At 60.1% G+C, this 13,937-nt stretch carries 24 protein-coding genes; all 24 read left to right on the top strand.

What is annotated here, in order from left to right; all coding sequences use genetic code 11:
* Nucleotides 1–71 precede the first annotated feature (71 nt).
* The 24 genes from rpsG (at nt 72) to rplO (ending at nt 13,912) form a co-directional block, all read left to right on the top strand.
* Nucleotides 72–542, top strand: coding sequence for a 30S ribosomal protein S7 (gene rpsG / locus HWX76_RS06580; RefSeq protein WP_006477195.1), 471 nt, complete (start codon nt 72–74; stop codon nt 540–542).
* A 123-nt stretch (nt 543–665) separates the two neighbouring features.
* Nucleotides 666–2,768, top strand: coding sequence for an elongation factor G (gene fusA, locus HWX76_RS06575; RefSeq protein ID WP_044849034.1), 2,103 nt, complete (start codon nt 666–668; stop codon nt 2,766–2,768).
* A 41-nt stretch (nt 2,769–2,809) separates the two neighbouring features.
* Nucleotides 2,810–4,000 (top strand): elongation factor Tu, encoded by a 1,191-nt coding sequence (gene tuf, locus HWX76_RS06570; protein WP_011350666.1) that lies wholly within the window; start codon nt 2,810–2,812, stop codon nt 3,998–4,000.
* A gap of 284 nt (nt 4,001–4,284) precedes the next feature.
* The gene (gene rpsJ, locus HWX76_RS06565; protein ID WP_004199280.1) at nt 4,285–4,596 is read left to right on the top strand and encodes a 30S ribosomal protein S10; all 312 of its coding nucleotides are present in this window, start codon (nt 4,285–4,287) and stop codon (nt 4,594–4,596) included.
* Between the two features lie 178 nt (nt 4,597–4,774).
* Nucleotides 4,775–5,425, top strand: a complete 651-nt coding sequence (gene rplC, locus HWX76_RS06560; RefSeq protein ID WP_006482922.1) for a 50S ribosomal protein L3 — start codon at nt 4,775–4,777, stop codon at nt 5,423–5,425.
* Complete coding sequence (gene rplD, locus HWX76_RS06555) at nt 5,425–6,045, top strand: 50S ribosomal protein L4 (RefSeq protein WP_006477192.1); 621 nt, start codon at nt 5,425–5,427, stop codon at nt 6,043–6,045. Before rplC ends, rplD begins: the two co-directional genes overlap by 1 nt.
* Entirely contained in the window at nt 6,042–6,356 is a 315-nt protein-coding gene (rplW, locus tag HWX76_RS06550) for a 50S ribosomal protein L23 (protein WP_004199275.1), read from the top strand. The genes rplD and rplW overlap by 4 nt, the downstream gene beginning before the upstream one ends.
* A gap of 2 nt (nt 6,357–6,358) precedes the next feature.
* Nucleotides 6,359–7,186, top strand: coding sequence for a 50S ribosomal protein L2 (gene rplB, locus HWX76_RS06545; protein WP_006482900.1), 828 nt, complete (start codon nt 6,359–6,361; stop codon nt 7,184–7,186).
* Nucleotides 7,187–7,196: 10 nt separating this feature from the next.
* Nucleotides 7,197–7,472, top strand: coding sequence for a 30S ribosomal protein S19 (gene rpsS, locus HWX76_RS06540; protein WP_004199273.1), 276 nt, complete (start codon nt 7,197–7,199; stop codon nt 7,470–7,472).
* 12 nt (nt 7,473–7,484) lie between these two features.
* Nucleotides 7,485–7,814 (top strand): 50S ribosomal protein L22, encoded by a 330-nt coding sequence (gene rplV, locus HWX76_RS06535; protein WP_004199272.1) that lies wholly within the window; start codon nt 7,485–7,487, stop codon nt 7,812–7,814.
* Between the two features lie 11 nt (nt 7,815–7,825).
* Nucleotides 7,826–8,626, top strand: a complete 801-nt coding sequence (rpsC, locus tag HWX76_RS06530; RefSeq protein ID WP_006482899.1) for a 30S ribosomal protein S3 — start codon at nt 7,826–7,828, stop codon at nt 8,624–8,626.
* Nucleotides 8,627–8,628: 2 nt separating this feature from the next.
* Complete coding sequence (gene rplP / locus HWX76_RS06525) at nt 8,629–9,045, top strand: 50S ribosomal protein L16 (protein ID WP_006482873.1); 417 nt, start codon at nt 8,629–8,631, stop codon at nt 9,043–9,045.
* Nucleotides 9,046–9,054: 9 nt separating this feature from the next.
* Nucleotides 9,055–9,249 (top strand): 50S ribosomal protein L29, encoded by a 195-nt coding sequence (rpmC, locus tag HWX76_RS06520; RefSeq protein ID WP_006400652.1) that lies wholly within the window; start codon nt 9,055–9,057, stop codon nt 9,247–9,249.
* Entirely contained in the window at nt 9,246–9,518 is a 273-nt protein-coding gene (rpsQ, locus tag HWX76_RS06515) for a 30S ribosomal protein S17 (RefSeq protein WP_006477189.1), read from the top strand. Before rpmC ends, rpsQ begins: the two co-directional genes overlap by 4 nt.
* 309 nt (nt 9,519–9,827) lie before the next feature.
* On the top strand, nt 9,828–10,196 hold the full coding sequence (gene rplN, locus HWX76_RS06510; RefSeq protein WP_006482918.1) for a 50S ribosomal protein L14: 369 nt from the start codon (nt 9,828–9,830) through the stop codon (nt 10,194–10,196).
* A gap of 9 nt (nt 10,197–10,205) precedes the next feature.
* A complete protein-coding gene (gene rplX, locus HWX76_RS06505) occupies nt 10,206–10,514 on the top strand; it encodes a 50S ribosomal protein L24 (RefSeq protein ID WP_006477187.1) in 309 nt (102 codons plus the stop codon).
* Between the two features lie 16 nt (nt 10,515–10,530).
* Nucleotides 10,531–11,070, top strand: coding sequence for a 50S ribosomal protein L5 (gene rplE, locus HWX76_RS06500; RefSeq protein ID WP_006477186.1), 540 nt, complete (start codon nt 10,531–10,533; stop codon nt 11,068–11,070).
* A 7-nt stretch (nt 11,071–11,077) separates the two neighbouring features.
* Nucleotides 11,078–11,383 carry a 30S ribosomal protein S14 gene (gene rpsN, locus HWX76_RS06495; protein WP_006482884.1) on the top strand — a complete coding sequence of 102 codons (306 nt, stop codon included), beginning with the start codon at nt 11,078–11,080 and terminating at the stop codon, nt 11,381–11,383.
* Nucleotides 11,384–11,397: 14 nt separating this feature from the next.
* A complete protein-coding gene (gene rpsH / locus HWX76_RS06490; protein ID WP_006477185.1) occupies nt 11,398–11,793 on the top strand; it encodes a 30S ribosomal protein S8 in 396 nt (131 codons plus the stop codon).
* Nucleotides 11,794–11,811: 18 nt separating this feature from the next.
* On the top strand, nt 11,812–12,342 hold the full coding sequence (gene rplF, locus HWX76_RS06485; RefSeq protein ID WP_006477184.1) for a 50S ribosomal protein L6: 531 nt from the start codon (nt 11,812–11,814) through the stop codon (nt 12,340–12,342).
* A gap of 12 nt (nt 12,343–12,354) precedes the next feature.
* Nucleotides 12,355–12,720, top strand: a complete 366-nt coding sequence (gene rplR / locus HWX76_RS06480) for a 50S ribosomal protein L18 (protein WP_006477183.1) — start codon at nt 12,355–12,357, stop codon at nt 12,718–12,720.
* A 14-nt stretch (nt 12,721–12,734) separates the two neighbouring features.
* Nucleotides 12,735–13,253: a 30S ribosomal protein S5 gene (gene rpsE, locus HWX76_RS06475; protein WP_006752931.1), complete on the top strand. Its 519-nt coding sequence runs from the start codon at nt 12,735–12,737 to the stop codon at nt 13,251–13,253.
* A 15-nt stretch (nt 13,254–13,268) separates the two neighbouring features.
* The gene (rpmD, locus tag HWX76_RS06470; protein WP_006400644.1) at nt 13,269–13,451 is read left to right on the top strand and encodes a 50S ribosomal protein L30; all 183 of its coding nucleotides are present in this window, start codon (nt 13,269–13,271) and stop codon (nt 13,449–13,451) included.
* A gap of 26 nt (nt 13,452–13,477) precedes the next feature.
* Nucleotides 13,478–13,912: a 50S ribosomal protein L15 gene (rplO, locus tag HWX76_RS06465; protein WP_006482880.1), complete on the top strand. Its 435-nt coding sequence runs from the start codon at nt 13,478–13,480 to the stop codon at nt 13,910–13,912.
* The last annotated feature ends 25 nt before the right edge of the window (nt 13,913–13,937 follow it).

Raw genomic sequence — 13,937 nt, 5'->3', positions numbered from 1 at the left:
AAGATGTGATCGGGTTTGTTGGTGGCCGCGGAGCTGAATCCAGCTCCAACTGAACAAGTAAAGGAAGAATCATGCCGCGTCGTCGCGAAGTCCCCAAGCGGGAAGTGTTGCCGGATCCGAAGTTCGGTAACGTTGATGTTGCCAAGTTCATGAACATGCTGATGCTGTCCGGCAAGAAGTCGGTCGCAGAGCGCATCGTTTATGGCGCATTCGAACAAATCCAGACCAAGGGTGGCAAGGACCCGCTGGAAGTGTTCACGGTTGCGCTCAACAACGTGAAGCCGGTGGTCGAAGTGAAGAGCCGTCGCGTTGGTGGTGCCAACTATCAAGTTCCGGTCGAAGTGCGCCCGTCGCGTCGTATGGCATTGGCGATGCGCTGGCTGCGTGAGGCTGCGAAGAAGCGCAGCGAGAAGTCGATGGCCCTGCGCCTGGCAGGTGAACTCTCCGAGGCGGCCGAAGGCCGTGGCGGCGCGATGAAGAAGCGCGACGAAGTTCACCGCATGGCAGAAGCCAACCGCGCGTTCTCGCATTTCCGTTTCTAAGCGCCTGGCTGGGCTGTTTGCGGAAATAAATTCCGGGCGGGTGCGCTTTTCAGGCGCCTCGCCCGTTTGTGTTGAGGCGTGATGCGGCAGGGCTGCATCACGTCATCCCAGTAGAGGATCAAAGTGGCTCGCAAGACTCCTATCGAGCGCTACCGCAATATCGGTATTAGCGCTCACATCGACGCCGGCAAAACGACGACGACCGAGCGCATTCTGTTTTACACCGGTGTGAACCACAAGATCGGTGAAGTCCACGACGGCGCAGCCACGATGGACTGGATGGAGCAGGAACAGGAACGTGGCATCACGATCACGTCCGCTGCTACCACGGCCTTCTGGAAGGGCATGGGCGGCAACTATCCGGAACACCGCATCAACATCATCGACACCCCGGGCCACGTCGACTTCACGATCGAAGTGGAGCGCTCGATGCGCGTGCTCGACGGCGCGTGCATGGTGTACTGCGCAGTGGGCGGCGTGCAGCCGCAGTCGGAAACGGTGTGGCGCCAGGCGAACAAGTACAAGGTGCCGCGTCTCGCGTTCGTCAACAAGATGGACCGTACCGGCGCGAACTTCTTCAAGGTCTACGACCAGCTCCGTCTGCGCCTGAAGGCGAACCCGGTTCCGGTCGTGGTGCCGATCGGCTCGGAAGAAAACTTCAAGGGCGTGGTCGACCTGATCAAGATGAAGGCGATCATTTGGGACGAAGCGTCGCAAGGCACGAAGTTCGACTACGTCGACATCCCGGCCGAGCTCGCGGAAACCTGCAAGGAATGGCGCGAAAAGATGGTCGAAGTGGCTGCCGAAGCCAGCGAAGACCTGATGAACAAGTACCTGGAAGAAGGCGATCTGCCGGAAGCCGACATCGTCAAGGCGCTGCGTGATCGTACGATCGCATGCGAAATCCAGCCGATGCTGTGCGGTACCGCGTTCAAGAACAAGGGCGTGCAGCGTATGCTCGACGCCGTGATCGACTTCCTGCCGTCGCCGGTCGACATCCCGCCGGTCAAGGGCGAACTCGAAAACGGCGAAGAAGCCGAGCGCAAGGCGTCGGACGAAGAGAAGTTCTCGTCGCTCGCGTTCAAGATCATGACCGACCCGTTCGTCGGCCAACTGATCTTCTTCCGTGTGTACTCGGGCGTCGTCAATTCGGGCGACACGCTGCTGAACTCGACCAAGGGCAAGAAGGAACGCCTCGGCCGTATTCTGCAGATGCACGCGAACCAGCGTGAAGAAATCAAGGAAGTCCGCGCAGGCGACATCGCCGCAGCGGTCGGCCTGAAGGAAGCGACCACGGGCGACACGCTGTGCGACCCGGCGAACCCGATCGTTCTCGAACGCATGGTGTTCCCGGAGCCGGTGATTTCGCAGGCAGTCGAGCCGAAGACCAAGGCCGACCAGGAAAAGATGGGCCTCGCGCTGAACCGTCTGGCTCAGGAAGACCCGTCGTTCCGCGTGCAGACCGACGAAGAGTCGGGCCAGACCATCATTTCGGGCATGGGCGAGCTCCACCTCGAAATTCTGGTCGACCGGATGAAGCGTGAATTCGGCGTGGAAGCGACCGTCGGCAAGCCGCAGGTTGCGTACCGCGAAACGATCCGTTCGACGGCGAAGGATGTCGACGGCAAGTTCGTCAAGCAGTCGGGTGGTCGCGGCCAGTACGGTCACGCGGTCATCACCCTCGAGCCGAACGAACAAGGCAAGGGCTACGAGTTCTTCGACGAGATCAAGGGTGGTGTGATTCCGCGCGAATACATCCCGGCGGTCGACAAGGGTATCCAGGACACGCTGAAGTCGGGCGTGCTGGCTGGCTTCCCGGTCGTCGACGTGAAGGTTCACCTGACGTTCGGTTCGTACCACGACGTTGACTCGAACGAAAACGCGTTCCGCATGGCCGGTTCGATGGCGTTCAAGGAAGCGATGCGCAAGGCGAACCCGGTCGTCCTCGAGCCGATGATGGCTGTCGAAGTCGAGACGCCGGAAGACTACATGGGCAACGTGATGGGCGACCTGTCGGGCCGTCGCGGTATCGTCCAGGGCATGGAAGACATGGTCGGCGGCGGCAAGATCGTGCGCGCCGAAGTGCCGCTGTCGGAAATGTTCGGTTACTCGACGTCGCTGCGTTCGCTGACGCAAGGTCGTGCAACGTACACGATGGAGTTCAAGCACTACGCTGAAGCTCCGCGCAACGTTGCCGAAGCGATCATCAGCGCGAAGTCGAAGTAAATCTGCAGCTACCAACCGATAATTTTTGAAAGAAGAGAATCATGGCAAAAGGTAAATTTGAGCGGACCAAGCCGCACGTGAACGTTGGTACGATTGGTCACGTTGACCACGGCAAGACGACGCTGACGGCAGCGATCACGACGGTTCTGACGAAGAAGTTCGGCGGCGAAGCGAAGGCGTACGACCAGATCGACGCGGCACCGGAAGAAAAGGCGCGCGGCATCACGATCAACACGGCACACGTCGAGTACGAAACGGCTAACCGCCACTACGCACACGTCGACTGCCCGGGCCACGCTGACTATGTGAAGAACATGATCACGGGCGCAGCGCAGATGGACGGCGCGATCCTGGTTTGCTCGGCAGCAGACGGCCCGATGCCGCAAACGCGTGAGCACATCCTGCTGGCGCGTCAGGTTGGCGTTCCGTACATCATCGTGTTCCTGAACAAGTGCGACATGGTGGACGACGCGGAACTGCTCGAGCTGGTCGAGATGGAAGTTCGCGAACTCCTGTCGAAGTACGACTTCCCGGGCGACGACACGCCGATCGTGAAGGGTTCGGCAAAGCTGGCGCTGGAAGGCGACACGGGCGAGCTGGGCGAAGTGGCGATCATGAGCCTGGCCGACGCGCTGGACACGTACATCCCGACGCCGGAGCGTGCAGTTGACGGCGCGTTCCTGATGCCGGTGGAAGACGTGTTCTCGATCTCGGGCCGCGGTACGGTGGTGACGGGTCGCGTCGAGCGCGGCATCGTGAAGGTCGGCGAGGAAATCGAAATCGTCGGTATCAAGCCGACGGTGAAGACGACCTGCACGGGCGTTGAAATGTTCCGCAAGCTGCTGGACCAAGGTCAGGCAGGCGACAACGTCGGTATCCTGCTGCGCGGCACGAAGCGTGAAGACGTGGAGCGCGGCCAGGTTCTGGCGAAGCCGGGTTCGATCACGCCGCACACGCACTTCACGGCTGAAGTGTACGTGCTGAGCAAGGACGAAGGCGGCCGTCACACGCCGTTCTTCAACAACTACCGTCCGCAGTTCTACTTCCGTACGACGGACGTGACGGGCTCGATCGAGCTGCCGAAGGACAAGGAAATGGTGATGCCGGGCGACAACGTGTCGATCACGGTGAAGCTGATCGCTCCGATCGCGATGGAAGAAGGTCTGCGCTTCGCGATCCGCGAAGGTGGTCGCACCGTCGGCGCCGGCGTCGTCGCCAAGATCATCGAGTAAGATCGACGATCCGCGGATCCCGACGGGGTCCGCGATTGCACGGTAAGCAGCTATGTACCGTCGAAACCGGGTGTCCAGTTCGATCTGGCACCCGGTTTTTCTTGGTGGCGTGCGAATCGCTCTATTGACAAACGCCCACCACCGCGAATTTTCGTGTAGAATCGCGGGCTTAGCAGTGGAAGTCCTGTCCGGAACCTGATGCTTCGCTCCCCGCAGGCGTCATGTTTCACGTTCTTTTAGTGTCCGGCGATGCAACATCGCCTCGCTCTTTTCAAGGAATTGTCATGCAGCAACAGAAAATCCGCATTCGCCTGAAGGCATTCGACTATCGTCTGATCGATCAATCGGCTGCCGAAATCGTCGATACCGCGAAGCGGACTGGCGCAATCGTCCGTGGCCCGGTGCCGCTGCCGACGCGCATTCAGCGTTTTGACATCCTGCGTTCGCCGCACGTCAACAAGACGTCGCGCGATCAGCTCGAAATCCGCACCCACCAGCGCCTGATGGACATCGTCGACCCGACGGACAAGACCGTTGACGCGCTGATGAAGCTCGACCTGCCGGCTGGCGTCGACGTGGAAATCAAGCTGCAGTAAGGCTTCCAGCGCCGGTCGGCATGCCGGGCGGCGCTAAGTCTTTGTATTGCTTGCGGAAATCGAGAAGTCGGGCTATACTGCTTGGCTTTTCGCGTATTCGCGTAAAAAAGTTGGGCCTTGCGTGCCCGGCATTTTGTAAATCAGCCCCGACCAATCGCAGTCGGGAATGGAGAAAATGATGAGCCTTGGACTCGTAGGTCGCAAGGTTGGCATGACCCGTATCTTCACGGCTGAAGGGGATTCGATTCCCGTCACCGTGCTGGACGTGTCGGACAACCGCGTGACGCAGATCAAGACTGTTGAAACCGACGGCTACACGGCCGTGCAGGTTGCATTCGGCTCCCGCCGCGCATCGCGCGTGACGAAGCCGCTGGCAGGTCATCTCGCCAAAGCCGGTGTCGAAGCCGGTGAAATCCTCAAGGAATTCCGCATTGACGCGGCCAAGGCAGCCGAGCTGTCGAATGGCGCCGTGGTCGGTGCAGATCTTTTCGAAGTGGGCCAGAAGGTCGACGTGCAAGGCGTGTCGATCGGTAAGGGCTACGCCGGTACGATCAAGCGTTACAACTTCTCCTCCGGCCGTGCCACGCACGGTAACTCGCGCTCGCACAACGTGCCGGGCTCGATCGGTATGGCGCAGGATCCGGGTCGTGTTTTCCCGGGTAAACGCATGACGGGTCACATGGGTGACGTGACGGTGACGGTGCAGAACCTCGAAATCGCCCGTATCGACGCAGAGCGCAAGCTGCTGCTCGTGAAGGGTGCGATTCCGGGCGCGAAGGGCGGCAAGGTCTTCGTGACGCCGGCCGTCAAGACCAAGGGGGCGAAATAATGGAACTCAAGCTCCTGAACGAAAATGGTCAGGAAGGTGCAGTGGTCAACGCATCGGACGTCGTGTTCGGTCGTGACTACAACGAAGCGCTGATCCACCAGGTCGTCGTCGCTTACCAGGCGAATGCTCGCCAGGGTAACCGCGCACAGAAGGACCGTGAGCAAGTCAAGCACACGACCAAGAAGCCGTGGCGCCAGAAGGGTACGGGCCGCGCTCGTGCCGGTATGTCGTCGAGCCCGCTGTGGCGTGGCGGTGGTCGTATCTTCCCGAATTCGCCGGAAGAAAACTTCTCGCACAAGGTCAACAAGAAGATGCATCGCGCAGGTCTCTGCTCGATCTTCTCGCAGCTGGCCCGTGAAGGCCGTCTGTCGGTCGTCGAGGACATCATCCTCGAAGCGCCGAAGACCAAGCTGCTGGCCGACAAATTCAAGACCATGGGTCTCGACTCCGTTCTGATCATCACGGACACGGTCGACGAGAACCTGTACCTGGCTTCGCGCAACCTGCCGCACGTGGCGATTGTCGAGCCGCGCTACGCTGACCCGCTGTCGCTGATCTACTTCAAGAAAGTGCTGGTCACGAAGGCTGCGGTCGCCCAGATCGAGGAGTTGCTGTCATGAGCGAGATTCGCAAGAACGATCATCGTTTGATGCAGGTCCTGCTCGCACCGGTGATCTCGGAAAAGGCGACGCTGGTTGCCGACAAGAACGAGCAAGTCGTGTTCGAAGTCGCACCGGATGCCACGAAGCAGGAAGTGAAGGCGGCTGTCGAGCTGCTGTTCAAGGTTGAAGTTGATTCGGTCAACGTGCTGGTTCAGAAGGGCAAGCAAAAGCGCTTCGGCCGTTCGATGGGCCGCCGCAAGGACGTGAAGAAGGCGTACGTTTGCCTGAAGCCCGGCCAGGAAATCAACTTTGAAGCGGAGGCCAAGTAATCATGGCAATCGTTAAAGTTAAGCCGACATCGCCGGGTCGCCGCGCGATGGTCAAGGTGGTCAACAAGAACCTGCACCAGGGCAAGCCGTTCGCGGCACTGCTCGACTCGCAGAGCTCGACCGCCGGCCGTAACAACAACGGTCGTATCACCACGCGTCACAAGGGTGGTGGTCACAAGCAGCACTATCGTATCGTCGATTTCCGTCGCACGAAGGATGGCATCCCGGCAAAGGTCGAACGTCTCGAGTACGACCCGAACCGCAGCGCGAACATCGCGCTGGTGCTCTACGCAGACGGCGAACGTCGCTACATCATCGCCCCGAAGGGCCTGACCGTCGGCCAACAGCTGATGTCGGGTTCGGAAGCGCCGATCCGTGCAGGCAACACGCTGCCGATCCGCAACATTCCGGTCGGTACGACGATCCACTGCATCGAGATGCTGCCGGGCAAGGGCGCGCAAATGGCGCGTTCGGCTGGCACGTCGGCCATGCTGCTCGCACGTGAAGGCGTCTACGCGCAGGTTCGTCTGCGTTCGGGCGAAATCCGCCGCGTGCACATCGAGTGCCGTGCAACGATCGGTGAAGTCGGCAACGAAGAGCATAGCCTTCGCCAGATCGGCAAGGCTGGCGCGAACCGCTGGCGCGGTATCCGCCCGACGGTGCGTGGCGTTGCGATGAACCCGGTCGATCACCCGCACGGTGGTGGTGAGGGCAAGACGGCTGCAGGTCGCGACCCGGTGAGCCCGTGGGGTACGCCGGCTAAGGGTTACCGCACCCGCAGCAACAAGCGCACGACGACGATGATCGTCCAGCGCCGTCACAAGCGTTAAGGAGTAGGCAATGGCACGTTCTGTTAAAAAAGGTCCGTTCTGCGACGCCCATTTGCTGAAGAAAGTTGAGGCGGCTGCAGCTTCGCGCGACAAAAAGCCGATCAAGACCTGGTCGCGTCGCTCGACGATTCTGCCGGATTTCATCGGCCTGACGATCGCTGTTCACAACGGCCGTCAACACGTTCCGGTGTACATCTCGGAAAACATGGTCGGCCACAAGCTTGGCGAGTTCGCACTGACCCGTACGTTCAAGGGTCACGCAGCCGACAAGAAGGCCAAGAAATAAGGGGCAATCAAGATGGAAGTGAAAGCAATTCATCGCGGTGCCCGCATCTCGGCGCAGAAAACGCGCCTTGTGGCTGACCAGATCCGCGGTTTGCCGGTCGACAAGGCGCTGAACGTTCTGACGTTCTCGCCGAAGAAGGCGGCTGGCATCGTGAAGAAGGTTGTGCTGTCGGCAATCGCGAATGCGGAGCACAACGAAGGCGCTGATATCGACGAGCTCAAGATCAAGAGCATCTACGTCGACAAGGCTGCATCGCTCAAGCGTTTCACCGCGCGCGCCAAGGGCCGCGGTAACCGCATCGAGAAGCAATCCTGTCACATCACTGTGACGGTCGGGAATTAAGGAGCCATACGATGGGACAGAAAATTCATCCGACTGGCTTCCGCCTGGCTGTCAGCCGCAATTGGGCTTCGCGTTGGTACGCGAACAACAACAATTTCGCGGCGATGCTGCAGGAAGACATCGGTGTTCGTGAGTACCTGAAGAAGAAGCTGAAGAACGCTTCGGTCGGTCGGGTCGTCATCGAGCGTCCGGCGAAGAACGCGCGCATCACGATTTACAGCTCGCGTCCGGGCGTGGTCATCGGCAAGAAGGGCGAGGATATCGAACAGCTGAAGACGGAACTGCAACGCCGCATGGGCGTGCCGGTTCACGTCAACATCGAAGAAATCCGCAAGCCGGAAACCGATGCTCAGCTGATCGCTGACTCGATCACGCAACAGCTCGAGCGCCGGATCATGTTCCGTCGCGCGATGAAGCGTGCGATGCAGAACGCGATGCGTCTGGGTGCCCAAGGCATCAAGATCATGAGCGCAGGCCGTCTGAACGGTATCGAAATCGCTCGTACGGAGTGGTATCGCGAAGGTCGCGTGCCGCTTCACACGCTGCGTGCTGATATCGACTACGCGACTTCGGAAGCGAAGACGACTTACGGGATCATCGGCGTCAAGGTGTGGGTCTACAAGGGCGATACGCTCGGCCGCAACGACGCACCGGTGGTGGAAGAAGTAGCCGAAGACAAGCGTCCGCGTCGCAATGCGCGTCCGGGCGACCGTCGTCCGCGCCGTGACGGCGAAGGCGGCGCTCCGGGTGCTCGTCGTGGCGCACCGCGCCGTGGCGCCGGCAAGCCCGAAGACGGCAAGACTGGAGAATAACGATGCTGCAACCGAAACGCAGAAAGTATCGTAAAGAGCAGAAGGGTCGTAACACCGGCAAGGCGACGCGCGGCAACGCAGTGTCGTTCGGTGAATTCGGCCTGAAGGCGATCGGTCGCGGTCGTTTGACCGCACGTCAGATTGAAGCGGCGCGTCGTGCAATGACGCGTCACATCAAGCGTGGCGGCCGCATCTGGATCCGGATCTTCCCGGACAAGCCGATTTCGCAGAAGCCGGCCGAAGTGCGTATGGGTAACGGTAAGGGTAACCCGGAGTACTACGTCGCCGAGATTCAGCCGGGCAAGATGCTCTATGAAATGGACGGCGTAACCGAAGAACTGGCACGCGAAGCGTTCCGTCTGGCCGCAGCCAAGCTGCCGCTGAAGACGGCATTCATCGTGCGCCAGCTCGGCGCCTAAGGAGAAAACATGAAGGCTTCCGAACTTCTCCAGAAAGACCAGGCCGCGCTCAACAAGGAGCTGGCGGACCTGCTGAAGGCGCAATTCGGCCTGCGCATGCAACTCGCGACCCAGCAGCTCACGAACACGAGCCAGCTGAAGAAGGTTCGTCGCGACATCGCACGTGTGCGGACCGTCATGACTCAGAAGGCGAACCAGAAATGAACGATAGCGTGAAAACCTCGCTGAAGCGGACGCTGGTCGGTCGGGTCGTCAGCAACAAGATGGACAAGACCGTCACCGTGCTGATCGAGCACCGCGTCAAGCATCCGATCTACGGCAAGTATGTCGTGCGCTCGAAGAAGTACCACGCGCACGATGAAGCGAACACCTACAACGAAGGCGATCTCGTCGAAATCCAGGAAACGCGTCCTGTTTCGAAGACGAAGGCCTGGACGGTGTCGCGCCTCGTCGAAGCCGCTCGCGTCATCTAAGCGGGCAGCGCAGTAGGCAGTAACGGGCACTTCGTCACGAAGTGCTTGAAATCGCAAAGTTTTTGCTTGCGGGACCAGGATTATTTGTTATAATCCTGGTCTTCCCTCTTTATGGGAGCCCCGTCGCGGGCGAAGTTGGTGGGGGAAGCGGACTGGCGCCTGCCTGTCCGAAAGATTCACCGAATTGCGATGGCGGGTTTCGTTTGCCGTCGCTGCTGTTCCAACCCAAGCAGCCGATTGGCTGACGGGACCAAGACTGACCGAATGCATCATGGTGGTGCATCCGGATTAAGTTGGGAAAGACAAACCATGATCCAGACCGAATCTCGGCTCGAAGTAGCCGACAACACGGGTGCACGTGAAGTCCTGTGCATCAAGGTGCTCGGCGGCTCGAAGCGTCGTTATGCCGGCATTGGCGACATCATCAAGGTGAGCGTCAAAGAGGCAACGCCGCGCGGGCGCGTGAAGAAAGGCGAAATCTACAACGCCGTGGTGGTTCGCACCGCCAAGGGCGTGCGCCGTCAAGACGGCTCGCTGATCAAGTTCGACGGCAACGCCGCTGTGCTTTTGAATAACAAGCTCGAGCCGATCGGCACCCGTATCTTCGGGCCGGTGACGCGTGAGCTGCGTAGCGAACGATTCATGAAGATCGTTTCGCTGGCGCCGGAAGTGCTGTAAGGAGTCGCGATGAACAAGATTCGCAAAGGTGACGAAGTCATCGTCGTCACTGGCAAGGACAAGGGCAAGCGCGGCGTCGTGCTGGCTGTCGGTGCTGAACATGTGACGGTTGAAGGTATCAACCTCGTCAAGAAGCATGTGAAGCCGAACCCGATGAAGGGTACGACGGGCGGCGTGGAAGCGAAGACGATGCCCCTGCATATTTCGAACGTCGCACTGGTCGACGCGAATGGCAAGGCGTCGCGTGTTGGCATCAAGGTCGAGGAAGGCAAGAAGGTTCGCTTCCTGAAGACGACCGGTGCCGTACTGAGCGCCTGACGCAGCGGAGTAAAAAATGGCTCGTTTTCAAGAGTTTTACAAAGAAAAGGTTGTGCCCGGCCTGATCGAGAAGTTCGGTTACAAGTCGGTCATGGAAGTGCCGCGCATCACCAAGATCACGCTGAACATGGGTCTTGGCGAAGCGATCGCTGACAAGAAGATCATCGAGAACGCCGTTGGCGACCTCACGAAGATCGCCGGCCAGAAGCCGGTCGTCACGAAGGCTCGCAAGGCAATCGCAGGCTTCAAGATCCGCCAGGGTTATCCCATCGGCGCGATGGTGACGCTGCGTGGCCAGGCGATGTACGAATTCCTCGACCGTTTCGTGACGGTTGCCCTGCCCCGCGTGCGTGACTTCCGCGGTGTGTCGGGTCGTGCTTTCGATGGCCGTGGCAACTACAACATCGGTGTGAAAGAGCAGATCATTTTCCCCGAAATCGATTACGACAAGATCGACGCACTGCGTGGGCTGAACATCAGCATCACGACGACTGCGAAGACCGACGACGAAGCAAAGGCTCTGCTCGCCAGCTTCAAGTTCCCGTTCAGAAACTGAGGTTACCGTGGCTAAACTGGCACTGATCGAACGTGAAAAGAAGCGCGCCCGCCTGGTCGCGAAGTTCGCAGCAAAGCGCGAAGCGCTGAAGGCGATCGTCGAAGACCAAAGCAAGTCGGAAGAAGAGCGCTACGAAGCACGCCTGGAGCTGCAGCAACTGCCCCGCAACGCAAACCCGACCCGCCAGCGTAACCGCTGCGCGATCACGGGCCGTCCGCGTGGCACGTTCCGTAAATTCGGCCTCGCGCGTAACAAGATTCGTGAAATCGCATTCCGTGGCGAGATTCCTGGCCTGACCAAGGCGAGCTGGTAATAGGAGAAACGTAAATGAGCATGAGTGATCCTATCGCCGATATGCTGACTCGCATCCGCAACGCGCAGATGGTCGAGAAGGTATCGGTCGCGATGCCCTCGTCGAAGGTCAAGGTTGCAATCGCGCAAGTCCTGAAGGACGAAGGCTATATCGACGATTTCGCCGTGAAGGCGGAAGGTGCGAAGTCCGAACTGAATATCGCGCTGAAGTACTACGCAGGTCGCCCGGTCATCGAACGCCTCGAGCGCGTGTCGAAGCCTGGTCTGCGCGTGTACCGCGGCCGCAACGACATTCCGCAGGTCATGAATGGCCTCGGTGTGGCAATCGTGTCGACGCCGAAGGGCGTGATGACCGACCGCAAGGCGCGCGCTACCGGCGTCGGCGGCGAAGTCATCTGCTACGTCGCTTAAAGCCGAGGAGAGAGAAACATGTCTCGAGTAGGTAAAAGCCCGATCGCGCTGCAAGGCGCGGAAGTCAAGCTGGCCGACGGTGCAATCACCGTCAAGGGTCCGCTGGGCACCATCACGCAAGCGATCAATCCGCTCGTGAACGTGGCGAACAACGACGGCACGCTGAATCTGTCGCCGGTCGACGAAAGCCGCGAAGCAAATGCACTGTCGGGCACGATGCGCGCGATCATCGCGAATGCCGTGCACGGCGTGACCAAGGGTTTCGAGCGCAAGCTGACGCTGGTTGGCGTCGGTTACCGTGCGCAAGCGCAAGGCGACAAGCTGAACCTGTCGCTGGGTTTCTCGCACCCGGTGGTGCACCAGATGCCGGAAGGCGTCAAGGCTGAAACCCCGACGCAAACCGAAATCGTGATCAAGGGGATCAATAAGCAACAAGTCGGTCAAGTGGCTGCGGAAGTCCGCGGTTACCGTCCGCCGGAGCCCTACAAGGGCAAGGGCGTGCGTTATGCCGACGAGGTTGTGATCCTCAAAGAAACGAAGAAGAAGTAAGGGTGCGCAATCATGGATAAGACTCAATCTCGCCTGCGCCGCGCTCGCCAGACGCGTATCAAGATCGCTGAGCTGCAGGTCGCGCGTCTCGCCGTGCATCGCACGAACACGCACATCTACGCTCAAGTGTTCTCGCCCTGCGGCACCAAGGTGCTCGCCAGCGCGTCGACGCTCGAGGCAGAAGTGCGCGCAGAACTGGCCGACAAGTCGGGCAAGGGCGGCAACGTCAATGCCGCGACGCTGATCGGCAAGCGTATTGCCGAAAAGGCAAAGGCTGCCGGCATCGAATCCGTCGCCTTCGACCGCTCGGGCTTCCGCTACCACGGCCGCGTCAAGGCGCTGGCTGAGGCAGCTCGCGAAGCTGGGCTCAAGTTCTAAGGAAGGAATTCGTCATGGCAAAGATGCAAGCGAAAGTTCAGGCTGACGAGCGCGACGACGGCCTTCGCGAAAAGATGATTTCGGTCAATCGCGTGACCAAGGTCGTGAAGGGTGGCCGTATTCTCGGCTTCGCCGCACTGACCGTGGTTGGCGACGGTGATGGCCGCATCGGTATGGGCAAGGGCAAGGCGAAGGAAGTGCCGGTCGCTGTCCAGAAGGCAATGGAACAAGCTCGCCGCAACATGTTCAAGGTGCCGCTCAAGAACGGCACGCTGCAGCACGAAGTGCACGGCAAGCACGGCGCATCCGCTGTCCTCCTCGCTCCGGCGAAGGCAGGTACGGGCGTGATCGCAGGCGGCCCGATGCGCGCAGTGTTCGACGTGATGGGCGTTCAGAACGTCGTGGCGAAGAGCCACGGTTCGACGAACCCGTACAACCTCGTTCGCGCCACGCTGGACGGCCTGCGCAAGCAGTCGACCCCGGCAGACATCGCGGCGAAGCGCGGCAAGTCCGTCGAAGATATTTTGGGCTAAGCCCGGGTGGTCACCATGTCTGAAAAAACTGTCAAGGTTCAGCTCGTGAAGAGCCTGATCGGGACCCGCGAATCGCACCGCGCGACCGTGCGTGGCCTGGGCCTGCGCCGACTCAACTCGGTTAGCGAGCTGCAGGACACGCCGGCGGTCCGCGGCATGATCAACAAGGTCTCGTACCTCGTTAAGGTCATCGCGTAAGCGGCCCTACGGATCAAGGAGTTGATATGGAATTGAATAACCTGAAGCCGGCAGCTGGCGCCAAGCACGCCAAGCGTCGCGTCGGTCGTGGCATCGGTTCGGGCCTCGGCAAGACGGCTGGCCGTGGTCACAAGGGTCAGAAATCGCGTTCGGGCGGCTTCCACAAAGTCGGTTTCGAAGGCGGTCAGATGCCGCTGCAACGTCGTCTGCCGAAGCGCGGCTTCACGTCGCTGACGAAGGAATTCGTCGGTGAAGTGCGCTTGGGCGACCTCGAGAAGCTGCCGGTCGACGAGATCGATCTGCTCGCACTGAAGCAAGCCGGCCTGGTCGGCGAGCTGACGAAGAGCGCAAAGATCATCGCGACGGGCGAACTGAAGCGCAAGATCGTCGTGAAGGGTCTCGGTGCCACCAAGGGTGCGCGCGCTGCGATCGAAGCGGCTGGCGGTTCGTTCGCCGAGTGACACGCGTAGCGCGTCGTCACTTGCA

Origin of the sequence: Burkholderia sp. BCC0398 (assembly GCF_902833245.1) — a bacterium.
Lineage (GTDB): Bacteria > Pseudomonadota > Gammaproteobacteria > Burkholderiales > Burkholderiaceae > Burkholderia > Burkholderia sola.
Note: the sequence above shows the minus strand (reverse complement) of the source record. Positions and strands in the feature narration are given on the sequence as shown.